Source organism: Citrobacter sp. FDAARGOS_156 (genome assembly GCF_001559235.2).
GTDB classification, from domain to species: domain Bacteria; phylum Pseudomonadota; class Gammaproteobacteria; order Enterobacterales; family Enterobacteriaceae; genus Citrobacter; species Citrobacter youngae.
In genome coordinates, this window is record NZ_CP014030.2 from 213,145 (window position 1) to 238,044 (window position 24,900).

Genomic DNA, 24,900 nt, shown 5'->3' on the forward strand with positions numbered 1-24,900 from the left:
CCTCCTGCTTTCGGGCGTAGGGCGTCCACCACATCGCGATGATGTGGAAATAATAAAAATGAGAATCAGCTATAAAATGTTAGAGAGTATTTTATGAATACTTAGGCCTAACTTATCTTCAAGTCGAAGTTTGTAGACATATATTCTCTTAACATCAATATTATCTATTCGGGTAATTTGCTGAATACTTATCCCTGAAATAAATCGCTTGAGTAATATCATTTCCGTATAATTCAATGAACGCCCACGTTTGCTGTTGGCGAGATGCCCCCGGAATAAGCGACGTATTTTCTGATGCTGAACTTCATCACTATCACTGGAATAAATAATCCCTTGAATTTTATTGCTTTTCGATAACCAGTAATTGGCTAACGGCGTCAGGATCCGATCCGCTATCAATACAATATGCATACCACTCTGCGTCAGGCGATCCACCCATTGCGGATCGGTGAACAGACGCAAATTCGGGAATGAAAAATCGATAAAAATAAATCCATGGGATAAATGATTGTGATTATTAAGTAAAAGCTTTTCAATAATGCCTTTTTTCAAATAATCATTACCCTCTGGCCAGACAGCAAAAGCGGCACGGTGGCAGTATTGTGCGCGTACGGCAGCATCCGGAAATAATTCACAGGATAATTCACAGCTTATGCAACGAACACTCTGTAGCGGCTTTCTCTTCATCTACTATGCCCCTGTTATTTTCCATAAATATTTCATCGGTAAATAAATGTGTCAATCCGACAGGTGGTGAAATCCGTTTTCGCTAATAACAGTCGAGTGGTAAAAATGTTATAAAATCCTATAGAAAAATAATCTCCAACTGTAAATGTCGTTATGTTGATAAGTATTACGGAGCTTTATCTCAGATTAAAAGCCCATATATTAGGAGTTTTATACACAAATCCAGACATCACGGTAAACGTAAATACAGCACTATTTGCTAAAACAAAACCTTGCGAAATGATTTTAGTAAATCACAAAATTCCTAAAAACCAGAAACCTTTGTGATGTTGTGGGATAAATATAATAGCTAATCAGATAAACCTGTAATTAATTCTCATTATTTAACCTTAGTTAATTATCACCTAAGATATAGCCACTATAACTCATTGTATTAAAAGGATTTAATTGTTAAGAGTAAAACTCTTATCTTTGATCAAGTACAAAGGTAGAGGCGTCTTATCCATTTCGATGTAATATTAAATGGGTATGTTGATGCAACATATGAGACGTTTCGTTACTGAGGGCCGGGCATTGTACCTTATCAACCAGTTGGTCGAATTTAATCCTGATAACAAAAGCCTGGTCAATCGACAGACAGGGCGAGCAATTCAACTGCAGATCCCAGCCTCGCTCTGTTTTCTCTATTTAATTACTCACGCAAGTGACATTGTTTCTCAGAACACGCTGCTCAAAGTCGGTTGGGGAGAAAGAAACAATGTGACCACGACCAATACTTTTTACCAGGCAATTTTGACGTTGCGCAATGCACTGGCGGATGTCGGGTTGCCCCGTGATACAGTCAAAACTATTTCCCGGCGAGGACTCAGATTAAATGAGAGTACGCATGTGGAGACGATCACACATTCCCAAACTGAGCCCCCTTTAGCACCATTTATTAAGGAAAACAACGATCCCGAGGTAATGCCCTCTCCACCACAAGTAGCAACGTCGATTCCCTGGTGGAACATTTTCTTAACCACCGGAGTGATTATTACTACTCTGATTATCTGGCTGGTTTGGTATCAGACTCGCCCTGTCATGCCGTTTAGTAAATTCGTGTCGGTTTCTATGCAAATTCCCTCACAGGAAAACTGTAAAATTTATTACTCACCGAATGAACACAATCTGGAAAGCTATTTCAGCCTGATGCAATCGCATCCCGATCTTTGTGAATATAACAAACATGTGTTTCTTTCAGGTTACCGTAAGGCACAGAGGATGGTGGCCTTTGTATGCGATAAGGATGCGCGGATAGATGTTCACGCATTTTGTTCTACTCATTACTACTGGATGCGCGGGAAATGAACAAAATACACAATCTTATCCTGCTGGCGATTGGCGTGGTATTGATGCTGGGTTCGGGCGCCTGGCTATGGTATTCACGCTACGCCGACAGACCGTTGAACTGCGTCGGTAACGTGGAGTGGAATATTGGCAGCAACCGCTTTACCGGCACGGTGTCATATCGGCTGTACGACCATCAGGGGCTGGCAACCTTAACCGGCAAACTGTACGGACGTCACGTCACAGGTATCAGTAGAAACATCTATTTTACCTATACCCAGCACCACGACGCGCGCGTGCTGCAGTCGACGCAACTGGTAAAAACCTTCTCAGACTCCGCCGATAAAGACGATATCAACGGGACGTTGCCCAGTTTTTATCGCGAAACCGGGCAGCGCCTGAGTCTGGTCATGGAGGAGTATAAAGGGGCGTGGATAGTGGCGAGTTCCACTGTTCCTTCGCTGTACTGCCGTAAAAGGTAACGTCATATCCGGATACAAAAAGAGTGCCCCCACGCAGGAATTCATATTTGTCATCATCGACTTACGCGACATGGGTCACTGAATCCATTCATATCCCATTGCTATTCTTTTCCCCGAATCAGGAAACATCCTGAATACCACAATATCCATTGCGTAACAATTAAGCGAAATGGGCGTTTTATTTTGCCCAGAAGACTTCAACCTATGGATGGATATTTGGAGAAGACGTGGGCAGGGGCGTTTATCTCTCTCGCGAGCAATGTCTGAAGGTTCAGGCGTTATCGCATTTCAGGAAACGGTGTGTTTCCGGTGTATTTTTGGCGTACATATGAGGGATACGTAATGTTTACTTTTAAAAAGTGCCTGATTGCACTTTCTATAAATTTGGCCGTTGTTTCATCAGGTTTTGCTTGTACGACCCTGCTGGTCGGTAACGAAGCATCAGCGGACGGCTCCATGCTGGTTGCCCGTAGCGCTGACAGCGATGCTCTGAAAGCGCAACATTTTGTCATTCACCCGGCAAAACAGAATCAGACCGGGGTATACAGCACCAAAGCACATAACGGCGCGAATGACTTTACCTGGCCGCTCCCCAAAAACTCGCTGCGTTATACCACGGTTCCTAACTGGAAAACCCAGTTGCACGGCGCAACCGGGTTTAACGAGCTGAGCGTCGGCGTGAGCGGGACAGAATCTATTTTTGCCTCACCAAAAGCGCTGGCCGCCGACCCGTACGTTGAGGATAAAGGGATCACCGAAGACGATATTCCGGATATTCTGCTGTCGCAGAGTAAAACCGCGCGTGAAGCCGTGGCGCTACTGGGCCATATCGTTGAGACCGTCGGCGCAGGCGAAGGCTTTGGCGTTGCCGTTGTCGACGATAACGAGATCTGGTATCTGGAAACCGGCAGCGGCCATCAGTGGATGGCGCAGCGTCTGCCAAATAACCAGTATTTTGCCACCGGTAACCAGGGCCGCTTACAGGATTACGATCCGAAAAACCCGGACATGATGGCGTCAAAAAACCTGATTCAATTTGCGACCGAAAAGGGTCTGTACGAACCGGCGAAAGATGGCAAATTCAACTTCTCCAAAGCCTATACCCGTGATGACGAGCGTGACCGCACGTATAACGACCCTCGCGTATGGACCATCCAGAAAGAGTTCAATCCTTCCGTAAACCAGGATATGGCCAAAGGACGTGAATTCCCGGTCTTCATGACGCCAGAGAAGAAAATGACGCTGGACGATGTGAAGGCCGTACTGCGTAACCATTACGAAGGCACCAGCCATGACCCCTACACCAACGGTCTGAACGGTAAAGAGCCATGGCGTCCGGTCAGCGTCTTCCGTACTTATGAAGCGCACGTTATGCAGGTCCGTCCGTGGTTGCCAAAAGAGATCGGTGAAACGACCTACATTGGTTTGGGCATGGCTGATCTCACCGCCTTTGTTCCGTACTACAGCGGCCTGAAAGCGTATCCGGCTAACTATACGATGGGTACCGATAAAGCGGACGATCAGTCTATCTACTGGAAATATCGTAAATTACAAACGCTGACGATGACCGATTATCCGAAGCTCGCGCCAATCGTCAAAAAAGCCTACAAAGCATGGGAAGACAAAGTGGCCAAGGAGCAAAAAGAGGTTGAAGCAGAGTATCTGAAGATGGCGAAAACCGATAAACCAGCCGCCGATAAGATGCTGAATGACTTCAACCTGCGCATCATGGCCGACGCCGAGAAGCTGACGGAAGATCTGACTAATCAGCTATTTACCATCCGCACCAAAGACATTCAGTCTGATATTTTCTTTGCCAACGCTGCGAAAAAAGACTGAGTAACGACGTGATAGTATTCTGGCGTAAAGCGCTTATTAGCTTTGCGCCAGCATTTCACACCGCGCCTTCACTGCGTCGTGCAGCAGACGGACCGCCGTTGAAAGCTGCTTCCGATGCGGGCAAATCATATTCAGCGGGACTTTCTCCCCCTGATAATCCGGCATCAGCAGTTGTAATCGACCGTCACGCACATCCTCACTGACATCCAGCCACGACTTGTACGCCACGCCCTCGCCGGCAATCGCCAGCCGTCGGATCACTTCCGCATCGTCGCTCATTATGGTGCCGTTAACCTGCACGCTGCTGACCTCGCCGTCACGCGTAAACGTCCAGCGATCGTGCAGGCGTCCGCGTAAGACGAAGGTCATGGCGTTGAGCTGCGCTAAGTCACCCGGGCTTTGCGGCGCACCGTTTTGTGCAACCCATTCCGGTGATGCCACCAGCACACGTCGGTTCCCCGGCGCCACGGGCAGGGCAATGTAAGACGCGTCTTCGGTATTGCCATAGCGAAACGCAACATCGACGGGGTCTTTAAAGACATCCGTCACCTGATCAGAGAAAAAAATCCGCAGGCGCAGCGCGGGATATCGGCGTCGAAACGACTGAAAGACCGGCAGCAGCAGGTTACGGCCAAGATCGGAAGGCACAGCGATTTGCAGCGTGCCAGACACTTCATCTTCTGGGGTCTGAATTTTTTGCAGCCCGGCATGCATCACGTCCAGCATCTGGCGGGCATAGGGTAGCCAGACCTCGCCCTCCGGCGTCAGGCGCAGGCTGCGCGTGGAGCGGGCGAACAAGCGGATAGCCAACGTAGACTCCAGACGCTTGATGGCGGAGCTGACCTGAGCAGGCTGAACGCCGACTTCGCGAGCGGCATCGCTAAAACTGTTCAGCGCCGCGGCGCGGACAAACAACGTGAGATCTTCAAGCCGGAACATTTTCACTCCCCGAGTATAAGTCCTGTCGCCGTAGGGCTATTTTTCCCGTTCTGCTGCCGGTTTACCATCGAATTATTCAACAGAGATAAGGTTTCTGAACCGGAGAGATTATGAAAGCCATCGCTATTACCCGCGCCGCGACCGACGGCAATAACATTGAATTTTTACAAGAGATTGACCTGCCTGTGCCGGTTGCCGCCGGGCACGATCTGCTGGTTGAAGTGAAGGCCATTTCCGTCAACCCCGTTGATACCAAGGTTCGCGAAGGTTTTAACGCTGATGTGCCGCGCGTGCTGGGCTGGGATGCCGTGGGCGTGGTGAAATCCGTGGGTGAAGCCGTCACCCTGTTCTCACCGGGCGATGAAGTCTGGTACGCCGGTGCGCTGGGTCGCGCTGGCAGTAACAGTGAATTTCAGCTGGTTGATGAACGTATTACCGCGCTGAAGCCACAATCACTCGATAACGCCTCTGCGGCGGCGCTGCCGCTGACCGCGATCACCGCCTGGGAAATGCTGTTTGACCGTCTGGGCGTTGAGGAAAACGGCAATGAAGATGATGTGTTATTGATTGTTGGCGCGGCTGGCGGCGTCGGTTCTATTCTGACGCAACTGGCCAGTAAGCTGACCAAAATGACCGTCATCGGTACGGCATCACGTCCGCAGAGCCGGTTCGTGAAGCGGGCGCTCATCATGTGATTGACCACAACAAGCCGTTGACGGAAGAGCTGGCACGGATAGGCATTAAAGAGGTGACGCACGTTGCCAGCCTGAACAATACCGAGCAGCACTATTCGCAAATCATTGCCGCCCTGGCGCCGCAGGGAAAACTGGCGCTGATTGACGATCCGCACACTCTCGATGCGCGTCCGCTGAAGGCCAAAAGCATTTCGCTGCACTGGGAGTTTATGTTTACCCGTTCGATGTTTACAACCCACGACATCATTGCGCAGCATCAGTTACTGACCCGCGTGGCACAGCTGATCGACGACAACACCCTCCGCACCACGCTGGGCGAGCATTTTGGTGCTATCACTGCGGCGAATCTGCAAAAAGCCCACGCGCAAATTGAAACCGGTCGTTCGGTCGGCAAGATTGTGCTGGAGGGGTTTTAACATGTCTGATTCAGAAGTGATTTCAATTATTGCGGTATTGAAAGCCCAACCCGGGAAGATCGACGCACTGAAACAGGCGCTGCAGGCTCTGCTGTTACCCACTCGCCGGGAGCCGGGCAATATTGAGTATGAGCTGTACCAGTTACGCGACACGCCGGATGTATTCTACGTACGCGAATCCTGGCACGGTCAGGCCAGTCTGGATGAACATATCACTCTGCCACATTTCCAGGCGTTTATTCTGCAAATGAACGATCTACTCGCCGAACCGCTACGGCTGGATTATCTGACGCCGATTGCGCCATAAAATGACTGCCGAAGCCCCCTGCCGCGCGGGGGGCTGCACCAGTCATGTCTCACTCGCTTCGCTATCTCTGCTATGATGCCTGCACACAAATAAAACAAAACAACATGCAGAGGAAAAGATGAGTTCCACCAGAAGAGGGATGATGAACGTCCTGATCGCCGCCGTATTGTGGGGAAGTTCGGGCGTGTGTGCGCAGTACATCATGGAGCAAAGTCAGATGTCGTCGCAGTTTCTGACCATGACGCGCCTGATTTTCGCCGGGCTGATTCTGCTGATGCTCTCTTTCGTTCACGGCGACAAAATATTCTCTATTATCAAAAACCGCAAAGACGCGATCAGCTTGCTCATTTTTTCCGTGGTCGGGGCGCTCACCGTACAGCTCACCTTCCTGCTGACCATCGAAAAATCCAACGCCGCCACCGCGACAGTACTGCAATTTTTGTCACCGACCATTATCGTGGCGTGGTTTTCCGTGGTTCGCAAAGCACGACCGGGAATATTAGTGCTGACCGCGATTTTCACCTCGCTCATTGGCACCTTCTTACTGGTCACCCACGGTAATCCGACGTCGCTGTCTATTTCACCTGCCGCGCTGTTCTGGGGAATTGCTTCGGCGTTTGCCGCCGCGTTTTATACCACCTACCCCTCAACGCTTATCGCGCGTTACGGCACGCTGCCGATTGTCGGCTGGAGCATGTTGATAGGCGGCCTGATCCTGCTCCCGTTCTATGCCGGAGAGGGAACAAACTTCGTGGTTAATGGCAGTTTGATTCTGGCGTTTTTCTATCTGGTGGTCATCGGTACGTCGCTCACGTTTAGCCTGTACCTGAAAGGCGCGCAGATGATTGGTGGGCCGAAGGCGAGCATTTTAAGCTGCGCAGAACCGTTGAGCAGCGCGTTGCTGTCCCTGCTGTTATTAGGCATTACATTTACCCTGCCTGACTGGCTGGGCACGCTTTTGATCCTCTCATCGGTAGTGCTGATCTCAATGGACTCACGTCGCCGCGCCAGAGCGGTTTAACCCCAACCGGCGCGGCAACGGGTCACGATTACCAGCCCGGAACCGCGCCGCCGTTAAAGATAGTTTCTGCCGCCTTTGCCACTTCCGGTGACTGATAAGATTGCAGGAATTCTTTCACATTCCCGGCATCTTTGTTGTCTTCTCGCGCCACCAGGATGTTCACGTAGGGTGAGTTTTTGTCTTCAATAAATACGCTGTCATGTACCGGAGAAAGCCCGGTTTGCTGGATGTAGGTGGTACTGATAATCGCCACATCCACTTTCTGATCGTCCAGCACGCGCGGCAGCTGCGCGCCTTCCAGTTCCATAATATTCAGGTGTCGCGGATTATCAGTAATATCCAGCGCCGTGGGCAGCAGGCCTGTATTTGCTTTCAGCGTGATTAACTTTTCTTTTTGCAGCAGCAGTAGCGCCCGCCCGAGGTTGGTTGGATCGTTAGGTATCGCAATCGTCGCACCGTCTTTAAGCTCCGCAACGGTTTTGATTTTCTTCGAATAACCGGCCATCGGGAACACAAAGGTATTACCCACGGCTACCAGCTTATAGCCGTGCGCTTTATTATCTTGTTCAAGAAATGGGCGATGCTGGAAGACGTTGGCATCCAGTTCACCGTGATTGGTGGCATCGTTAGGCAACAGGGAACCGCTAAACCCTACCAGTTCGACATCCAGCCCATATTTTTCTTTAGCCACTTTCTTCGCGACTTCCGCCACATCCTGCTCTGCGCCGTTAATCACGCCGACTTTGATATGCTTTGCATCGCTGCTCTGCTGATCGCATCCTGCCAGCAATAATCCCGCCAGTAATACCGCCGCCCCGGCCCCGAAATGAGGTATCTTCAGTTTCACGTTTTATCCTTTTGTAATAACCGCCTGATGAGTAATGAAATGACTATAGCGGCAAGGCCGCTGCGGTTTAAAAAACGAAAAAGCATCAGCAAGAAGAAAAAAGCATAACGGGAAAAAGATACATTAGTCGGAAGATGCCGTTAGTTCATCACTTGAAAGCCCGGTGATAATTAGCACCAGTTCACGATCGATCCCCTTCTCCAGCATGGCATGGGCTATCCGCAACGCTTCGTCTTGTTTGCCTTCAATCTTGCCCTCTAGCAAACCCGTTCTTCGCCCTGATTCACGTAAACATTCTGCAATCGTCATTAATCTCTCCTTGTGTTGGGGAACGCGTAAAGCCACCTCGCGAATAAACGCTTCGAAACGCGGGGCGCTGCCAGACTGCATCAGATAATTAAATAGCGTTTCTACCTGGCTGTCATTAGCGTATCCCTTAACCAGCAGAGCAACCAGGTTATCCACCAGCACCATCAGGTCACGTTCACGTATATGCTTCTGGACAAGCTCCAGTAGCGCCATCCGCCGATGCTGCATAACCTCATCATCAGACACCACCGTGACGTCTACCAGCGGGAAGGTCGCGCCATAAAGCTGCCGCGCAGTTTGTGGATCGTCAAATTCATCCAGCCAACACAGCGAGTATGGATACGGGCTGTCAACGCCATGATAAAAAAGTATCGGCACCACCAGCGGCAGCGTTTTGTGTCCTGCATCAAGATGCTTCTGCATCGCAGCAATGGCATAACGCATCATCCTGAATGCCATATGAGCATCTGGCGAGCTTTGGTGCTCAATCAACGCATAGATATAGCCTTTACCCGATGTCGTTTTCAGCGACCACAGCACATCGGAATAACACGCTCGCAAATCTTCTTCAATAAAACTCCCGGGTTCCAGCTTCAGTGTGTCCAGATCGCAAAGCTCATGTAATGACGCCGGAAGATAGGTATCAAGAAAATCCCGTGCCGTATCTGGATGGCCCAGGAACTTTTTAAATACCGCATCATGCGGCGTAGAGGTTGTTGGTTTTTGCATGGCGATCCGTCACCAGAAGAACAAGATGACGAGACATTACTCGCCAGTGCTACAGACGACACCAGGGAAATGACCCCTTTGCGAGGCGTTTTCGAGAATAAATAGATGCTGCTGCAATGCATTCATTTTCCATGAATGATGTTCGCAAAAATGCCCGGTAGGCGTGAGCACCTCCGGGCATTCTCTTTTCGCTCTCCAACGATGGCGGCATCACACCAGGGTTTTGACTATCTCTATCAACCTGGCGACATCTTCTGGTCGGGTATTGCCGGTTTGCGAGTCGATAATCGAGCTATAAACATGCGGCATGACGCGCGGTACTCCTGCTTCCAGACAGGATTGTAGGATAATGCCGAAGTTATCGAGATCGATACCGCCGGTCGGCTCAATCAACGTCATGCCGTTGCGCGCCGCGGTCGTCGCCAGCGCGTACAGCTCAGGCAACGATTTCTCACCGCCCATCGGGAAGAACTTCGCGGCATGCGCGCCAGAGTCCAGCATCATGCGCACTGCGGCATCGCAGGAAACGCGGGCTGGCGTGCCCTGGCTGCTGCTGACGCCGGTGGAGATCAACACCTCTCCAGGCATTCCAGTCGGACTGACTAACGCGTTGATATGGGTCTGCTCACCGCCCGTTGCGGCCAGCGCGCCTGTCGCAAAACCACAACCGGTAAAGGTCTGGTTGACGTGTGCCGGATGGACCCGTGAGGCAATCATCGCCGCTTTATAATACTGCGCCGGGTCACCGGCCCCCAACCCCACGGAAATCGACGGCACGTCGGCCATCCAGCGTTTTACTTCCTTAACCCCTTCCTCAACCGAGGAGAACTGCGCCGAAAGAATGCCGATCACCGCGTGACCTTCGGCAGCGTCATAGATTTCCCGGGCGTTGGCGATATCCTTCGCCAGCACGTTAATAGCCACTTTATTGCGATAAAAATTAATGCGCTGCATGGTCTGCAATCTCCTTTAGTCGGGCCACGATCAGTGCCATTTCCCCTTCTGCGACCGTACGCGGATCGAGACTAAAGACGCCCTGATGAAGGTTATAACGACGCGCGTAAATCGCGATATCACCCTCTCGCAGCTGCGCTTCTACGGCGTAAGCATCCATCCCCAGCTCTTGTGCATTCACCCGAATACGAATCCGCCAGATGGCGCGCCCGGCTTCGTCCTGCTCAATATCCGCCTTCAGTCCGCGAATCGCTGAAATCGCCTGCGCCACGGGGCGAAGCTCTTCGGCGGTGACCACGGTTTGCCCCTGATGATAGTTTTCCAGGGCATACACCAGCCCGACCATATTCTCTTTGCCGATCTTCATCGCCCGGGCAATTCCGTGGTGCTGCGCTTTACACGCGGCAATCCACTTTTTCTTTCCGGTGATAAACCCGGAGGTCGGCGCGTTAAAGGCTTTTGCCCCGCTGTAGACCACCATATCCGCCCCGCTCGCCACCCAGGCGTGTAAATCCTCCTCGGCGGCGGCATCGACAATCAGCGGCAGGTTATGAACCTGCGCAACCTGTACGAATTCTGCAATGCTCAACATGCCTTTCTGCACGCAGTGGTGCGATTTCACATACAGCAGCGCGGCAGTGTTGTCGGTAATCGCGCTCTCCAGCTGCCAGCAGGCCGCCAGATTACTTGAGCCAACCTCCACCACGCGTCCACCCCCTAAGCGGATCGCGCTGGTGATGGGCGCACCGTAGTCAACGTTATGCCCGCGCAGCATGACCACTTCATTAGCCATACCCGCGCTATCCGGCATCAACGTGACTCGCGCCTGGTCACCGCGGGTAATGGCCGCGGCAACGGCAATCGCAATACCCGCCGAGGCGCACGAAGTAACATAGCTGTCCTCCGCGCCGGTGTAGCGGGAAACCAATTCACCGGTACGGTCCACCAGCCGGTCAATTTCAACAAAGGCCGAAGCTGCCCGCGCGGTGGCCTGCATCACTTCCGGCGCGACGCTGGAAACGCCCAGAATCGTCATTTTGCCGCAGGCGTTAATCACCTGTTTTAGCCCCAGTTGTTGATAGATATTCTGTGTCATGGCTTACAACACTCCCAGCAGCGAACAGACCACGCTGAGCGCGACAATCGACAGCAAAATCGTGGTGTAACGCGGTCCTTTCTTCACCAGATAGAAGTAGATGGCGAACACCGCCGCCAGCGGCAGCAGGCCGGGGGCAATAGAGTCGAGGATTTGCTGGACCACCACTTCAGAGCCTTTCAGGGCGCTGAGTTTTAACGGCGTGGTGATCTTGACGTAGCTTGCCGACAGCGCGCCCATCATGATCAGGCCCAACACGTTCGCGCCGTAGATCAGTTCCTTAATTCGCCCTCCCTGTAGCAGACCGATAATCGAGTCACGCCCCAGCGTATAGCCTTTGTGCACCATGCCATAGCTGATTGCCAGCGTAATGGCCGGGTAGAGGATTAACGGTACAATTCCGCCCATCGCGCTGCCATTGGCGGCGAATGGGATGAAAATAGCAATTAACAGCGGCATCACGGCGGCCCAGATGATGGAGTCTCCCATCCCCGCCAGCGGTCCCATTAGCCCGGTTTTAATCCCGGTAATTGAGGCATCGCTGATCGGCTCGCCGCGGGTTTTCTGTTCCTCCATCGCAATGGAGATCCCCTGAATCACCGCCCCGAACGTCTGCTCTGAGTTGAAGAAGTTCAGATGGCGTTTCAGCGCTTCTACCTGTTCCTCTTTTTGCGGATAGAGCTTTTTGATGATCGGCGTCATCGAGGCGCAGAAAATCAGGCTCTGCAAACGCTCATAGGAGCTGGAAACTTCCGCGCCCAGCCAGTAGATAAACCAGGCTTTGGTGATGTCTGCTTTGGTCAGCGTGCCGCTTTCACGTGCACGCTCCACCAGTTCATGTTGCATTACGTCGCTGCTCATCATGCTGCTCCTTCATTTTTCGCCAGACCTTTAATCAGGAAGGCCACGCAGGTACCAAAGATTGCCATCGCCATGATGTCCACCTTCAGGTACAGCACTGCGAAGAATCCGCCGATAAACCACGGCAGCAGGCTCTTTTTACCGATCACCATAATGGTGATAGCGAAGCCCAGCGCTGGCAGAATGCCGCCCATAATTTCAAAGGAGTGCGTCAGCCAGTGCGGCATCAGCTTGAGGAAGCTTTCCACCACGTCCTGACCAAAATAGTTGGCGGCGAAAACCACCGGGAAACGCAGTACAAGGCCAAGCAACGCCGGGTAGAGGAATGCACAGCGCATAATGCCCGCCATGTTGGCCGTTTCTGCATGCTTGTCGGCCATATGCACCCACGCTGCGTTTAACGTGCGGCGCAACTGGTCGAGGAACACGCCGATGACGCCAAACGGGATTGCCAGTGCGATAGCCAGGTTCGGGTCCATTCCGGCCTTCACGGCGATAGGAATTGAAATGCAGGCAGCCAGCGCAGGATCCGACGGGACGTTACCGCCTGGCGTAGAGGTCACGCCGAGATAAACCAGCTGCATGCCTGCACCGATGATCATCGCCGTTTCCATGTTGCCTAACAGCAGGCCAACGAATACGGCAATCACGACGGGCTGTAGCAGCATGGCGGAGAAGGTGTAGCCAAGGCGTAATCGGGCAAACCAGTAATACAACCCCATCAGGCTTGCAAAGACTAAAGTATCCATAGTTAAGTACCCTGTTATCAAAGAATTAGAATTTTTTCAGGATATCGTCCAGCGACTGAGGCTTATCTTCCGGGATAGTCTGGAAGAACACCTGAATCCCACGATTTTTCAGGTCGCTCAGAATGCCGACGTCTTTTTCATCCAGCGTAATGTTCTGGAATACCGCTTTGCGGTTTGGCCCGCCGCCCAGTCCACCGACCTGAATGGTAGTGACGTCAAACCCCAACTGGACCGCTTCCTGAACCGCCGCCAGAGAAGGGAACAGCACCAGCACTTTGCCGTCACCAAGCTGGTTTTCTTTCCAGGCTGCCGCAAAACTTTGGTTACCGAAACAATCCACTTTGATGTTTGGCGGCGCGGCCATCAGGTAGATGTTTTTCATAAACGGATCGGCATCCAGCTCATCGCTGACCACCGCAATCCGGTTGGCCTGAGATTGTCCAACCCATTTGGTCACCACTTGTCCATGAATCAGACGGCTATCGATACGACATAAGACGATGTTTGCCATGATGTTTATTCCTTATTGTGATTGTTGTAATTGACGCACGTGGGCGACAACGTCCAGGCAACTGCTACGCCCGGCTTCGACCAGTTCAGCCACGCAGGTGGTCAACTGGCCATGCTCGCGTTTGTCGAGCGCCTCCAGTAGCAAAGAGGCATTGAGCCCGGAAATCACTGCCACCGGGTAATCGGCACTCAGCCGCGCCGCCACGTTAGAGGTGGTGCCGCCAATAAAATCAGTCAGGATCAGTGAACCTTCCGGCATGGTTTTCACCACAGCTTCAACGCGCTGGTAAAACTCGCCGAGCGTATCAACGGGCATCAGCGCAATTTCCGTCACGCCTTTGATTTCACCCATCACCATGCGCAGGCTGTTGCAAAGCTGTTGCCCCCAGCCGCCATGGGTCAGCAGCAGGATCTGGGGCAAGGATTCAGTGGTAGTCAAAATGGCCTCCTGGCTCGATTACATAGACATAAGTAAACAGAGCAAAGGCTGTGCCAGAATTTGTGTCACGCAGGGAAGAGAGGAGTGCTGACGGGGCAGAAAGCCGCGCCAGCAAAGGGATTAGCTATACAGCAGTTCGTAGATATAAAAATATTCCGCGTCCGATAAGCGAATGGCATAGGCCTCTTCGATCGGCAGGAAAGCGGATTTAATGACACTAAACGCGCGATTATCCAGATCCGGCTTGTTCTCCAGCGCCATCTGTAACGGTTTGCGGTTAATCACGATACGCTCGACCATACAGCAGCAGTGGATCAGGAAGCGCAGTGTCACCTGACGGCTCGGTTTGAGCGAAAGCGCGGTGGTCAGATGGTTCAGCACGCCTTCCATCTCTTTGAGAATACGCTGCGGGTTGAGCACCGAAATATGGTTAATGATGCTCTCCATGGTCAACGCGCTGATAAAGCGCATCGCGCTGCGCTCCATCTCCAGACGGCGTTCGCTGCTGGAGAGATCTGGCGTCAGCAGGCTGAGTACCAGCTCGGGGCCTTGCTCAGAGAACAGCTCCTCGAGCGAGATAAACGGGATATCCGGCAGTCCTGGCTGGAAAGTACCGACTATTCCTGCCAGACGTTCACTGGCGTTAATCGCCTGCTGAACACGCTCCAGGCTGCGAACTTCGTTGTAATCGAGGATCACCATCCGTGTATCCTGCGACATCAACTCACCGAAGCTCTCTTCCAGCACCTTTTTGATTTTTTCTGCCGTTCCCATCCCGGTAATGCAGGAGATAACCAGCACTTTACCGCTGTTTTCCTGCTGCGGCGTACAGAGCTGACAGGGAATATTTTTGCTCTGCATCAACGCCGCCAGCTGCGGCAAGTCGCTGGTTTCGTAGCTTAAATCCAGCCCGATTTCCAGCAGGCTGGTGAGCGTGATATTGGGCATTAGCAGTACGTCTATCTGGAATAACTTACTGATCGTGCTGCCAAAATGGACCAGCGAGCCAATATCCACCATCAGGATCAATCGGCGATATTGCCGGGTCTGGATCATCTGTGTCAAAGCTTCCAGCGTGTCATGCACCGACTGCTCGAAAGGCATATCGATAGCGCTGAACACCTCGCGCTCCAGCACGCGATTCACGTACTGCGCCTGACTTGTGGCGGTCGTCGCACCGTGGGCAATCAAAATCACCCCGCAGTCCGGACTGGCGTCAATCCGTTGGCGGTAATGGCGACACTCTTTGAGGAACAGGCACAGCCAGACCACCTCCGTCGCCGGGCACTGAATATGCAGCAGTTCATTGATTTTCCGGCATAGCAACGTGGCGTTATCATATTCATCTTTGCAGCGATCGAGGATCAGGCTGGAAGAATAGAGCTGAGGAATAAGGCCGCGCTGCACATAGCCAATCAGCGCCAGGAAGTGTTTGCGCAGCGGGTTAATCAGATTTTCCGGCAGCGTAAAACCAAGCACCTGTTCAACGCAGCCGATCAGCAGCGTGACGCGCTCTTCAATCTGATCGCCATAGCGCGGAGGATGCGCCACGCTGTCGCGGCTATAGAGACCATATTCAAATATCGAACTGAGCTTGTTTTTGAGGATTGCCAGCGTTTCGGCTGGCGGCACGTTGCTGTTACGCAGGTTGATATATTCGCGGGTCAGGAAGCTGTAGAAGAGATCGCTCTCTTCAATTTCGGCTCCGGTGGCCAGCGAATTTTTCAGCGCCGGCAGCGTGCGGGCATCGATGCTCAGGTGTTCTTTGCCTTCGAACAGCGCGCCAACCAACAGACGTTGTTCCGGCGTGGCGTTAAAGGGGAGCTCGGTCAGACGTTTATCCAGCTGTAGCGTGTCGCTGTGCTCGGTCATCCCCGAGGCCCAGGCCTGGGCGCAGAGAAACTGGATGTCGCTCTTGAGCTGACCAATATTGCCTTCCAGCGGCTTGTTCAACAGCCAGAGCAGCAAGGTACGGTCGATGCTTATCGTACGCTCGATTTTGCGGCTCTCACGCTGTAAGAAGCCAACGATCAGTTCAACCTGCTCTTCCACCGAACGCTGGCGGATGCCGGGCAAATCGATACATACCTGAATACGTCGCTGGAAAGTGCGCAGCAACGCCGAACTTACCGGTTCGGTGGTCGCACATATCAGGCGAACCGAGATTGACCGCGCCACGGCGCTTGAGCCCAGCGGGCGATACTCACCTTTGTCGAGAATAGAGAACAGCTTTTCCTGACCTTCATACGGCAGACGATGCACTTCGTCGAGCAGCAGATAACCGCCGTCGGCCTGCTCGACCAGGCCGGGTTTATTTTCATTTGCGCCGGTAAATGCCCCCTGTCGATGACCAAACAGGTGCGAAGAAAGCAGTTCCGGGTTATGGGCGTATTCCGCGCAGTTAAAGTAAACCAGCGGTGGAGGCGTTCCCACAGCGCGTTCGCAGGCGAAACGGTGCATCAGTTCGGCAAAAAAGGTTTTGCCAACGCCGGAGGGACCGGTCAGCAGAACGTGCAGTCCGTGGGGATACAGCACCGCCGCGCGGCCTTTTTCCACCGCGTCGCGCAGGCTGCGATCGTAACCAATCAGGCCAGAAAAGGGATCCTCTGTCGCCTGGTTTTCCTGAACAGGTAACAGGTCGGCAACGGTTTGCACTTCGCGCTCGGACTCATCGAGTTTGCGCCCCAGCAGCGTTTCAATCGCCTGACGATGCAGAAAGAATACCGGGCGTCCGCGGCTTTTAATCGCCAGGCCGTCGTTCCAGAGCTGATTGAGATCTTTACTGACCGAGTTGCGCGCCAGTCCGAGGTTAAAGCCGATAGCTTCCGCTGTGAACGCCGTTTCCTGCGCCAGATGGGCAAGATTCAGTCCTCGCGTCAGCCGTTCCAGCTCCCCCAGTATTATCTCAATCCGTCTCATCTCTTTACCGCTTAAGAAATAAATGATTGTTCAGAACATACACTATTCTGCTACGCAAGACAGTGAGGCGGCGTCCAGACCTTCCGGTCATCAAAACGTTTTCGACAAATAATGCCGCGCTGAGCCGGTTTCCGGAAAGTTATCGAGGGTCATTTGCAGCTGATAGCCGTTTTTCTGATAAAACGGCAGCGCCTGGAAACTCATCGTGTCCACCAGCGCATGCAGGCATCCTCTCTCACGCGCTGTCTGCTCGGCAGCCTGCATCAATTTTGTGCCGTAACCGCCTTTACGCAGCGAATCATGCATCCACAGGAAATCAATGCACAGCCATTCGCCTTTGATTTTGCCAATCAACCCGCCCAGAATTTCATTGCGTTCATCGCGCCAGTACACCGCCAGGTCGCCAAAGTTGGTGGTTCTCAGGAACTGACGGTTGTAGGCGCGCAATCCGGCAAGCAGGGCATTTTGATCGTCTTCGGTAATGGTATCTGTAATCTGTATTTGCATCCTATCCTCCTGAAAAACTACAACTTCTGGCTGATTATTTGTTTAGAAATTAACACAGGCTGATGAGTGAGGCGCATGCCGTCTACACTTACTCTTGAGATGATGCGCATCGACAACAAGGATTATTATCATGAAACGAGCCGCTTTACCGCTTATTGCCATTCTTTTCACGCTGCCGGGTTTAGCGCAGGCCGATTCGGCTTATGGCTCTCTACAGTCTGTTCATGAAAAAAACACTGTATTGAAGGACTTACGCAAGATTTGCACCCCACAGGGGTCGCCATCCGATGACGTGTGGGAAAAAACGATTATGTCTGATACACGTAATCAGCAGCATATCCGCGAGGCTATTCTGGCAATACAAAGAAATAACCAGAACAACTACTGGGAAGCGTTGGGCAAAGTTGAATGCCCGGATTTGTAACTATCGTATTGAAAAACGAGCGCTGTAACCGGTTTCTGTTTAGCAAAATCGCCTATTGTGTAGGGAAGTGAAATACATCAAGGAGCAAGATAATGCGATACCGTTTTCCAGAAAACTTCTGGTGGGGGAGTGCCTGCTCGGCGCTGCAAACCGAAGGGGATAGCCTGAATGGCGGCAAAAGCCAGACAACATGGGACGTGTGGTTCGACCGCCAGCCAGGGCGTTTCCACCAGGGGGTTGGCCCGGCGAACACATCCACGTTTTATCAGCACTGGAAACAGGACATCGCACTGCTCAAACAGCTGAAACACAACAGCTTCCGCACCTCAATCAGTTGGTCACGACTGATTCCGGACGGTACTGGCGAGGTGAATCCTGAGGCCGTCGATTTCTATAACAACGTCATCGACGAGCTGCTTTCGCAAGGCATTACACCGTTTATCACCCTGTTTCACTTCGACATGCCGATGGTGATGCAGGAGAAAGGCGGCTGGGAAAACCGTGAGGTGGTTGAGGCGTTTGGCCGCTACGCGCAGACGTGTTTTACATTGTTCGGCAACCGGGTGAAGCACTGGTTCACCTTTAACGAGCCTATTGTCCCGGTGGAAGGCGGCTATCTGTATGACTTCCATTACCCAAACGTGGTGGATTTCAAACGCGCGGCCACCGTGGCGTATCACACTGTACTGGCGCATTCCACGGCGGTGCGGGCGTATCGCGCCGGAAACTACGGCGGTGAGATCGGTGTGATCCTGAATCTGACGCCCTCTTATCCACGCTCTCAGCACCCGGCGGATGTGAAAGCCGCGCACCATGCGGATCTGCTGTTTAACCGCAGCTTCCTTGACCCGGTACTAAAAGGGGAATATCCGGCGGATCTGGTCGAATTGCTGAAAGAGTACGATCAGCTACCAACCTGTCAGCCAGGCGACAGTCAGCTCATCGCCGAGGGGAAAATCGACCTGCTCGGTATCAATTATTATCAGCCGCGCCGCGTGAAATGTCGTGATACTGCCGTCAATCCAAACGCGCCGTTTATGCCGGAGTGGCTGTTTGATTATTACGAAATGCCGGGGCGGAAAATGAACCCTTATCGTGGCTGGGAAATTTATGAGCCAGGTATTTACGATATTATTACTAATCTGCGTGATAATTACGGCAACCCACGCTGCTTTATTTCTGAAAATGGTATGGGTGTGGAAAATGAGCAGCGTTTCGTTGAGCATGACCAGATCAACGACAGCTATCGTATTGAATTTGTTTCTGAGCATCTAAAATGGCTACATAAAGGCATCAGCGAAGGCTGTAATTGTCTTGGCTACCATATGTGGACTTTTATTGATAACTGGTCCTGGCTCAACGGATATAAAAACCGCTACGGTTTTGTTCAGTTAGATTTAGCAACGCAAAAACGTACGGTGAAAAAGAGCGGCGAATGGTTTGCCCATACAGCCGAAAACAATGGTTTTAATTAAAAATAACCAGGATGCCGGATAGCGATCCGGCATACCGAGCGTTAGTTTATTGCATACCCTTTATGCGAACTTTTGCTGCCACCAGAAGCGCCGTCAGCAGCATCAGGCTGCCGGAAATCATCAGGGGTGACAGCAGTCCGAGAGTATCGAGCGCATAGCCTCCCACCGCAGCCCCACAGGTATTGGCAAGCTGGATCACGGCGACCTGCACCGATCCGGCTTTTTCTGCCTGATCGGCAAGCGAGCGCGTGATCCACGTCGACCAGCCGACCGGTACCAGCGCAAACAACAGTCCCCAGATAATCGCAATACCCGCCGCCACCACTTTGTCACTGCCCCACAGAATCAGGACCAGCGCACTGAGCGCCAGCACCAGTGGCGCACCGGCTAACGCCAGTTTGACCGAACGCTTCAAAATCATCGACGAAAGCGACGTACCAACAAAGCTGGCAATACCGAAGCTCAGCAGCACCAACGTCAGGCCATCAACGTCAAAGCCCGCCATATTCATATAGATCGGGCGAATATAGGTAAAGAAGGCGAACTGCCCGGCAAAGGACATAAAGATGGCGATCATGCCAGCCATCACGCCCGGACGTTGCAGCAGACTGAACATATTTTGTTTTTGGTGCGACGGCTCGCCAGGCAGCGATGGCAGCGCTCTCACCACCCAAATCGTGCACAGCACGCCCATCACCGCCGCCGCATTAAACACATTACGCCAGCCGATAATGCCGCCTAAAAAGCTCCCCAGCGGTGCAGCAATCACCAGCGCGATGGAGACTGCGCCAAAAATAACCGACAGCGCCTTCGGCACCGTACGTGCAGGAACCAGACGCATGGTCAGCGACGCCGACATTGCCCAGAATCCACCGAGCGCCAGACCGAGGCAGGCACGGCCAATGAGCAGCAGCGAAAAAGAGTTGGCAAAGGAAACCAGCAGACAGGAAAGCGTCAGCAGCACCGAAAACAGGATCACCACGTAGCGACGATCGGTCGCCTGAATAATTTGCGTCACAAAGAGGCTGGCGAACATGGCGACAAATGCCGTCACGGTCACCGATTGCCCGGCAACACCTTCCGAAATACCCAGATCCTGCGCCATCGGCGTTAACAGGCTAACGGGCAGGAACTCAACAGTTATCAGGCAGGCAACGCAGAACGCCACGGCAAATACCGCCGACCAGTTAGGTCGGGAATTTGCCTCAGCGCGGGATTTTTGTTCAACAGCTTCACTCATTTTGTTACCTGCGTGGGGTTATTGTAGAAAAGTTACGCAGTGTAACATTAAATTTGTGACCTATTTAACGTTTCAACAACTTTCACCGCTGAATGGCGATGTGGCTTATTCCATCTACGGCAGGGCCCTTTTATCGACCTGAGAACCGTAACGCCATCAGGCATGACTATCAATGCAACCAATGCACGCCATCCTCGGGTTGGAAAAAGGCGTTATAGCGCATCTGGAACGCATTAAGTTCCTGCATATCCGGCTCCATCTCACGCAGAAAACCGAGCGCCAGACGTACCTGCGCATCGGTAATAGGTGCAGCCAGCCGGGCTTTTTGCAGCCAGCGGTGCCATTGCAGTAGATTCGGCTCACTGCTGTCGACAATCACGATTTGCCAGATCAACAACACCTGGGCAGCATTTTGCAGATGCGATTCATCCGGGCGGTGTAGGTACTGTAAAAACGCCTCACCCTGTACTTTTCCCATCTGATCGATCATCGACTCTACCGGCACGACATCAATATTCAGTCGCTCGCTCAAACGGCGAATTGCGCGTCGTGAACCGGACGTCAGCACCCGAAATCCCACCACAAAAACAACCACCAGGGTGGCCAGCATTATCCAGATCATTAACTACGACACCTGCATACTTAAACTAATTTTGCCGAGAGTGACTGGCAGGCTTCGCGCACCCACTGAGAATATTGTGGAATACAATCTTTTGGCATTTGTAGTTCAACGCCACTGATGCTGATTGCTGCAATCACATCTTTATTACGGTTAAATACCGGTGCGGCAATGCAATAGATACCAGGAGAGTCTTCCGCATTATCAAATACCCAGCCTTGCGCGCGGATTCTGGCAAATTCCTTCATCAACGCTTTTTTGCTGGTAATGGTGGTATCGGTATATTTCGGCAGGTCTTCATCCGGCAACAGTTCGTCGATTTTATCCTGCGGCAGCCAGGCACACAGCGCTTTCCCTACACCGGAACTGTGCATCGGCAATTTTTTACCGACCCAGGTACGAATGCCAATCGGCTGGGTGTTTTCCAGCTTCATAAGATAAATTGGCGCGACTTCATCCAATATGCCCAAGTGACAGGTCAGGTCCGTTTGTTGACGCAGTTTTTCCAAAACAGGAAGCGCTGCATTACGGATATCAAACTGCTCCAATGAACGATTTCCCCATTCGTACAGCTTCAATCCTAAAAAGAAACGCCCCTTTTCCAGACGCAAAAGATGATGCTCAACCAGCGCATTTAGCAGAGAAGACGTGCTGCTTTTTGGCAATGCCAGATCCTGCTGGATCTGACTGAATGTTGCTCCAGGAGAATTAAAAAGGTAATTACAGATTTTTACCGTCTTATCCAGAGCGGGAACAGAAGTCGTGATGTCTTGGTTCATGCGCAATTAATCTTTTTTATTCATAGACTCTGCACAGTATACCGCAATCACTTTTCCCAAGTATGCGGCTTTTTTGCACATATGCAAACTGCGCTCTGTTGCCTAAATCTTACATCCGCAAACCCGATCCACCTCACAGTTGTTCATTTGTTCTGCAAAAAGCATTGACGAACGATTTGGATATTTGCTGTACTAACTTCAACATACAGAACATAAGTTCCATATACAGAACAATAAGGAGTGAGCATGTTGAACGTTTTTAAGGGCATCTTCCCGCCAGTACCGACCATCGTTGACGATAACGGTGAATTGGATCGCGCAGGAATGGCGGTAATGATTGATCATGTGATTAGCAATGGTGCCGACGGAATGCTAATTCTGGGCAGCGGCGGCGAATTTTCACATTTCTCGTCTGAACAAAGAAAACAGATTGCAGAATTTAGTCTGCAGCATGTTGCCGGCAGGGTCCCCGTACTTATCGGTATCGCCTGCGCTAGCACAGCAGAAACTATCCAGCTTGGAAAGCATGCCGAAAAAGCGGGCGCGCAAGGAGTACTGGTAGTCAATCCTTATTATGCAAAACTCAGCGAAGAAGCCCGCTTTACGCATTACAAAAGAATTGCTGAAGCGTTAAACGTTCCAGTCTTCCTATATAACTTTCCAGAACTAACCGGCCAGGATATTGGTTTAAACGTCATCACACGCCTTGCCCGCGAAGTACCCAATATCGTCGGAATTAAAGACACTATTGATAATATTAGCCACACCAGGGAAATCATCAATCAAGTTCACTGTTTCCGCCAAGATTTTATCATTTTCAGCGGCTATGACGAATATTTACTTGATACATTAATGTTGGGGGGGCATGGTGGAATTCCGGCAACATTTAACTTTGCACCTAATATTACGCGCGGAATTTATCAGGCTGTTCAGCAGAACGATCTCGCCACGGCTAAAGCACTTCAACAACAACTGTCAGGATTATCACCTTTATATGCATTAGAACAACCGTTCTTTGGCGTTATAAAGACAGCCATAAAATTAAGTGGTGTGGACATATCAACCGCAGTTGTCCCTCCTGCATTACCGTTGAATGAAGAAAAAATAGCGCAGGTTAAAAATATTTTATCCCGTATTTCGGTGTAAACCAGCATGAGAGCAATGATAATGAACATCAACCCTGTACTAAAATTGAATCCCAAAGATGATGTGGTTATCGCAAGACAGACGGTCCCCGTGGGCACCTGGCTTGAAGAAGAACAAATTACGGTGCTAAGTGAAATTCCAGCAGGGCATAAAATCGCCCTGCATGCGTGTAACGTAGGTGATGCGGTCAAACGTTATGGGCAGATTATTGGCTTCGCAACTCAGCCAATTAAGCCCGGCGAACACGTCCACATGCATAATTTAGGTATGGGCGATTTTGAACGAGATTATGCCTGGGGTGAAGACTGCCATTCTCCCTCTTCGGTTCCTCAACAGGATACTTTTTTGGGTATCCGCCGGGCTGACGGCCGCGCTGCTACACGCAACTACATCGGCATTTTAAGCTCCGTAAACTGTAGTGCTACGGTCGTCAGAGCGATTGAGGATCACTTTCGTCTGCATGGTCTTGCAGACTACCCAAATGTTGATGGCGTGGTGTCGTTGCCACAAAGTTTTGGCTGTGCCATCGGATCTAAAAGTGAATCAATGGATGTCATGAGACGTACGATGGCTGGTTATGCCACCCATGCAAACTTTGCCGGAGTAATCATCGTTGGGCTGGGATGCGAATCCAGCCAAATTAAAGATATGATGAACGCCCATGGGTTAGCTGATGGCCCAATGATGCACAGCTATACCATTCAGGAGGTGGGCGGCACACGTCATGCCATTGAAAAAGGAATTAACCTGGTTAACCAAATGCTGCCTGTTGCTAACCGGGTAACACGTCAACCAATCCCTGTATCAGAAATCATTCTCGCATTGGAATGTGGCGGTTCCGACAGTTATTCCGGGATTTCAGCCAATCCTGCGCTGGGTTATGCGGCAGATAAGTTGATCCAACAAGGTGGAACAGCGATATTATCTGAAACCTCCGAAATTTATGGTGCAGAGCATCTTCTTACTCGCCGCGCCGTTTCCCGTGAAGTCGGGGAAAAACTTATCGCCCGTATTCACTGGTGGGAAGAATACTGTCGCCGCACTGGAAGTGAAATGAACAATAATCCCTCTGCGGGTAACAAAGTCGGAGGGCTGACGACAATACTGGAAAAATCACTCGGTGGTATTGCTAAAGCAGGCACAACAAATCTGACAGAAGTGTATGAGTACGCGGAACCAGTTACCGCGAAAGGTTTTGTCTTTATGGATACACCAGGGTATGACCCTATTGCCGTCACGGGGCAAATCGCCGGTGGGGCAAATCTTCTCTGCTTCACAACAGGCCGCGGTTCGGCGTTTGGATCCAAACCAACCCCAAGTCTGAAGCTGGCTACCAATAACGCACTTTGGGAACGTCAGCAGGAGGATATGGATATAAATTGCGGAACTATTGTAGAGGGGGAAGAAACAATTGCGGAAGTCGGTGAACGTATTTACCAGATGATTCTTGAGATGGCATCCGGTAAAAAAACAAAGAGTGAGGAATTTGGCTATGGCAGTCAAGAATTCGTCCCATGGACTATTGGCTCCATAATGTAACACTTCACAATATAATAATACCTCGTACCGCCATACTCATATTATT

The 24,900-nt window shown here is 51.5% G+C and carries 24 protein-coding genes and 1 pseudogene; 10 read left to right on the forward strand and 15 right to left on the reverse strand.

The features are described from left to right. Positions 1 to 69: 69 nt before the first annotated feature. A complete protein-coding gene (locus tag AL515_RS01050; protein WP_048213740.1) occupies positions 70 to 687 on the reverse strand; it encodes a transcriptional regulator in 618 nt (205 codons plus the stop codon). A gap of 573 nt (positions 688 to 1,260) precedes the next feature. Here AL515_RS01050 and AL515_RS01055 point away from each other — a divergent pair. From AL515_RS01055 to AL515_RS01065, 3 genes are all read left to right on the forward strand, one after another. Next, entirely contained in the window at positions 1,261 to 2,034 is a 774-nt protein-coding gene (locus tag AL515_RS01055) for a winged helix-turn-helix domain-containing protein (protein ID WP_061068783.1), read from the forward strand. Next, positions 2,031 to 2,495, forward strand: a complete 465-nt coding sequence (locus AL515_RS01060) for a hypothetical protein (protein WP_061066869.1) — start codon at positions 2,031 to 2,033, stop codon at positions 2,493 to 2,495. Before AL515_RS01055 ends, AL515_RS01060 begins: the two co-directional genes overlap by 4 nt. A gap of 342 nt (positions 2,496 to 2,837) precedes the next feature. Continuing rightward, positions 2,838 to 4,334 (forward strand): C69 family dipeptidase, encoded by a 1,497-nt coding sequence (locus AL515_RS01065; RefSeq protein ID WP_061066870.1) that lies wholly within the window; start codon positions 2,838 to 2,840, stop codon positions 4,332 to 4,334. Positions 4,335 to 4,370: 36 nt separating this feature from the next. Here AL515_RS01065 and AL515_RS01070 read toward each other — a convergent pair whose 3' ends face one another. Next, positions 4,371 to 5,273 carry a LysR family transcriptional regulator gene (locus AL515_RS01070; protein WP_061066871.1) on the reverse strand — a complete coding sequence of 301 codons (903 nt, stop codon included), beginning with the start codon at positions 5,271 to 5,273 and terminating at the stop codon, positions 4,371 to 4,373. 110 nt (positions 5,274 to 5,383) lie between these two features. Between AL515_RS01070 and AL515_RS01075 the strand changes: the two are divergent. The 3 genes and pseudogenes from AL515_RS01075 (at position 5,384) to AL515_RS01085 (ending at position 7,712) form a co-directional block, all read left to right on the forward strand. Next, a pseudogene (locus AL515_RS01075) lies at positions 5,384 to 6,384 on the forward strand (zinc-binding alcohol dehydrogenase family protein). A 1-nt stretch (position 6,385) separates the two neighbouring features. Continuing rightward, positions 6,386 to 6,691 (forward strand): putative quinol monooxygenase, encoded by a 306-nt coding sequence (locus tag AL515_RS01080; protein WP_061066872.1) that lies wholly within the window; start codon positions 6,386 to 6,388, stop codon positions 6,689 to 6,691. Positions 6,692 to 6,809: 118 nt separating this feature from the next. Then, positions 6,810 to 7,712 carry a carboxylate/amino acid/amine transporter gene (locus tag AL515_RS01085; protein ID WP_061066873.1) on the forward strand — a complete coding sequence of 301 codons (903 nt, stop codon included), beginning with the start codon at positions 6,810 to 6,812 and terminating at the stop codon, positions 7,710 to 7,712. Positions 7,713 to 7,740: 28 nt separating this feature from the next. On the opposite strand, the gene nlpA is transcribed toward AL515_RS01085, so the two are convergent. From nlpA to AL515_RS01135, 10 genes are all read right to left on the reverse strand, one after another. Beyond that, positions 7,741 to 8,559: a lipoprotein NlpA gene (nlpA, locus tag AL515_RS01090; protein WP_061066874.1), complete on the reverse strand. Its 819-nt coding sequence runs from the start codon at positions 8,557 to 8,559 to the stop codon at positions 7,741 to 7,743. A 123-nt stretch (positions 8,560 to 8,682) separates the two neighbouring features. After that, positions 8,683 to 9,597: an Rpn family recombination-promoting nuclease/putative transposase gene (locus AL515_RS01095; RefSeq protein ID WP_061066875.1), complete on the reverse strand. Its 915-nt coding sequence runs from the start codon at positions 9,595 to 9,597 to the stop codon at positions 8,683 to 8,685. 210 nt (positions 9,598 to 9,807) lie between these two features. Further along, a complete protein-coding gene (gene dagF, locus AL515_RS01100) occupies positions 9,808 to 10,551 on the reverse strand; it encodes a 2-dehydro-3-deoxy-phosphogluconate aldolase (RefSeq protein ID WP_061066876.1) in 744 nt (247 codons plus the stop codon). Further along, on the reverse strand, positions 10,538 to 11,647 hold the full coding sequence (dgaE, locus tag AL515_RS01105) for a D-glucosaminate-6-phosphate ammonia lyase (protein WP_061066877.1): 1,110 nt from the start codon (positions 11,645 to 11,647) through the stop codon (positions 10,538 to 10,540). The genes dagF and dgaE overlap by 14 nt, the downstream gene beginning before the upstream one ends. Before the next feature lie 3 nt (positions 11,648 to 11,650). Beyond that, the gene (locus tag AL515_RS01110; protein WP_005121522.1) at positions 11,651 to 12,511 is read right to left on the reverse strand and encodes a PTS system mannose/fructose/sorbose family transporter subunit IID; all 861 of its coding nucleotides are present in this window, start codon (positions 12,509 to 12,511) and stop codon (positions 11,651 to 11,653) included. Beyond that, positions 12,508 to 13,257: a PTS mannose/fructose/sorbose/N-acetylgalactosamine transporter subunit IIC gene (locus tag AL515_RS01115; RefSeq protein WP_003023960.1), complete on the reverse strand. Its 750-nt coding sequence runs from the start codon at positions 13,255 to 13,257 to the stop codon at positions 12,508 to 12,510. Before AL515_RS01115 ends, AL515_RS01110 begins: the two co-directional genes overlap by 4 nt. Positions 13,258 to 13,282: 25 nt before the next feature. Then, positions 13,283 to 13,768 (reverse strand): PTS system mannose/fructose/N-acetylgalactosamine-transporter subunit IIB, encoded by a 486-nt coding sequence (locus AL515_RS01120; protein WP_003023959.1) that lies wholly within the window; start codon positions 13,766 to 13,768, stop codon positions 13,283 to 13,285. Positions 13,769 to 13,780: 12 nt separating this feature from the next. Further along, positions 13,781 to 14,206 (reverse strand): PTS sugar transporter subunit IIA, encoded by a 426-nt coding sequence (locus AL515_RS01125; protein ID WP_040231533.1) that lies wholly within the window; start codon positions 14,204 to 14,206, stop codon positions 13,781 to 13,783. A gap of 120 nt (positions 14,207 to 14,326) precedes the next feature. Beyond that, positions 14,327 to 17,125, reverse strand: a complete 2,799-nt coding sequence (gene dagR / locus AL515_RS01130) for a transcriptional regulator DagR (protein ID WP_061066878.1) — start codon at positions 17,123 to 17,125, stop codon at positions 14,327 to 14,329. A gap of 90 nt (positions 17,126 to 17,215) precedes the next feature. Continuing rightward, positions 17,216 to 17,632 carry a GNAT family N-acetyltransferase gene (locus AL515_RS01135; protein WP_003844473.1) on the reverse strand — a complete coding sequence of 139 codons (417 nt, stop codon included), beginning with the start codon at positions 17,630 to 17,632 and terminating at the stop codon, positions 17,216 to 17,218. A 130-nt stretch (positions 17,633 to 17,762) separates the two neighbouring features. On the opposite strand from AL515_RS01135, the gene AL515_RS01140 reads away from it, so the two are divergent. Then, entirely contained in the window at positions 17,763 to 18,056 is a 294-nt protein-coding gene (locus tag AL515_RS01140) for a YicS family protein (RefSeq protein WP_003840665.1), read from the forward strand. Between the two features lie 92 nt (positions 18,057 to 18,148). After that, positions 18,149 to 19,531, forward strand: a complete 1,383-nt coding sequence (locus tag AL515_RS01145) for a glycoside hydrolase family 1 protein (protein WP_061066879.1) — start codon at positions 18,149 to 18,151, stop codon at positions 19,529 to 19,531. A 46-nt stretch (positions 19,532 to 19,577) separates the two neighbouring features. Here the strand turns inward: AL515_RS01145 and nepI are convergent, their stop codons facing one another. The 3 genes from nepI to AL515_RS01160 form a co-directional block, all read right to left on the reverse strand. Next, on the reverse strand, positions 19,578 to 20,771 hold the full coding sequence (nepI, locus tag AL515_RS01150; protein WP_061066880.1) for a purine ribonucleoside efflux pump NepI: 1,194 nt from the start codon (positions 20,769 to 20,771) through the stop codon (positions 19,578 to 19,580). Positions 20,772 to 20,940: 169 nt separating this feature from the next. Next, positions 20,941 to 21,393, reverse strand: a complete 453-nt coding sequence (locus AL515_RS01155) for a DUF1198 family protein (RefSeq protein ID WP_061066881.1) — start codon at positions 21,391 to 21,393, stop codon at positions 20,941 to 20,943. 20 nt (positions 21,394 to 21,413) lie between these two features. Further along, positions 21,414 to 22,169: an IclR family transcriptional regulator gene (locus AL515_RS01160; RefSeq protein WP_005121514.1), complete on the reverse strand. Its 756-nt coding sequence runs from the start codon at positions 22,167 to 22,169 to the stop codon at positions 21,414 to 21,416. A gap of 246 nt (positions 22,170 to 22,415) precedes the next feature. Here AL515_RS01160 and AL515_RS01165 point away from each other — a divergent pair, with 246 nt between their 5' ends. Further along, positions 22,416 to 23,315 carry a dihydrodipicolinate synthase family protein gene (locus AL515_RS01165; protein WP_105242125.1) on the forward strand — a complete coding sequence of 300 codons (900 nt, stop codon included), beginning with the start codon at positions 22,416 to 22,418 and terminating at the stop codon, positions 23,313 to 23,315. Positions 23,316 to 23,336: 21 nt separating this feature from the next. Then, complete coding sequence (locus AL515_RS01170; protein ID WP_061066882.1) at positions 23,337 to 24,854, forward strand: UxaA family hydrolase; 1,518 nt, start codon at positions 23,337 to 23,339, stop codon at positions 24,852 to 24,854. Positions 24,855 to 24,900 lie beyond the last annotated feature (46 nt).

Excerpts from the sequence above, each read along its gene's own strand:
- AL515_RS01050 (WP_048213740.1), bottom strand. The coding sequence starts at position 687 with ATGAAGAGAAAGCCGCTACAGAGTGTTCGTTGCATAAGCTGTGAATTA.
- AL515_RS01060 (WP_061066869.1), top strand. The coding sequence starts at position 2,031 with ATGAACAAAATACACAATCTTATCCTGCTGGCGATTGGCGTGGTATTG.
- AL515_RS01065 (WP_061066870.1), top strand. The coding sequence starts at position 2,838 with ATGTTTACTTTTAAAAAGTGCCTGATTGCACTTTCTATAAATTTGGCC.
- AL515_RS01070 (WP_061066871.1), bottom strand. The coding sequence starts at position 5,273 with ATGTTCCGGCTTGAAGATCTCACGTTGTTTGTCCGCGCCGCGGCGCTG.
- AL515_RS01080 (WP_061066872.1), top strand. The coding sequence starts at position 6,386 with ATGTCTGATTCAGAAGTGATTTCAATTATTGCGGTATTGAAAGCCCAA.
- AL515_RS01085 (WP_061066873.1), top strand. The coding sequence starts at position 6,810 with ATGAGTTCCACCAGAAGAGGGATGATGAACGTCCTGATCGCCGCCGTA.
- AL515_RS01095 (WP_061066875.1), bottom strand. The coding sequence starts at position 9,597 with ATGCAAAAACCAACAACCTCTACGCCGCATGATGCGGTATTTAAAAAG.
- dagF (WP_061066876.1), bottom strand. The coding sequence starts at position 10,551 with ATGCAGCGCATTAATTTTTATCGCAATAAAGTGGCTATTAACGTGCTG.
- dgaE (WP_061066877.1), bottom strand. The coding sequence starts at position 11,647 with ATGACACAGAATATCTATCAACAACTGGGGCTAAAACAGGTGATTAAC.
- AL515_RS01110 (WP_005121522.1), bottom strand. The coding sequence starts at position 12,511 with ATGATGAGCAGCGACGTAATGCAACATGAACTGGTGGAGCGTGCACGT.
- AL515_RS01115 (WP_003023960.1), bottom strand. The coding sequence starts at position 13,257 with ATGGATACTTTAGTCTTTGCAAGCCTGATGGGGTTGTATTACTGGTTT.
- AL515_RS01120 (WP_003023959.1), bottom strand. The coding sequence starts at position 13,768 with ATGGCAAACATCGTCTTATGTCGTATCGATAGCCGTCTGATTCATGGA.
- dagR (WP_061066878.1), bottom strand. The coding sequence starts at position 17,125 with ATGAGACGGATTGAGATAATACTGGGGGAGCTGGAACGGCTGACGCGA.
- AL515_RS01135 (WP_003844473.1), bottom strand. The coding sequence starts at position 17,632 with ATGCAAATACAGATTACAGATACCATTACCGAAGACGATCAAAATGCC.
- AL515_RS01140 (WP_003840665.1), top strand. The coding sequence starts at position 17,763 with ATGAAACGAGCCGCTTTACCGCTTATTGCCATTCTTTTCACGCTGCCG.
- AL515_RS01145 (WP_061066879.1), top strand. The coding sequence starts at position 18,149 with ATGCGATACCGTTTTCCAGAAAACTTCTGGTGGGGGAGTGCCTGCTCG.
- nepI (WP_061066880.1), bottom strand. The coding sequence starts at position 20,771 with ATGAGTGAAGCTGTTGAACAAAAATCCCGCGCTGAGGCAAATTCCCGA.
- AL515_RS01155 (WP_061066881.1), bottom strand. The coding sequence starts at position 21,393 with ATGATCTGGATAATGCTGGCCACCCTGGTGGTTGTTTTTGTGGTGGGA.
- AL515_RS01160 (WP_005121514.1), bottom strand. The coding sequence starts at position 22,169 with ATGAACCAAGACATCACGACTTCTGTTCCCGCTCTGGATAAGACGGTA.
- AL515_RS01165 (WP_105242125.1), top strand. The coding sequence starts at position 22,416 with ATGTTGAACGTTTTTAAGGGCATCTTCCCGCCAGTACCGACCATCGTT.
- AL515_RS01170 (WP_061066882.1), top strand. The coding sequence starts at position 23,337 with ATGAACATCAACCCTGTACTAAAATTGAATCCCAAAGATGATGTGGTT.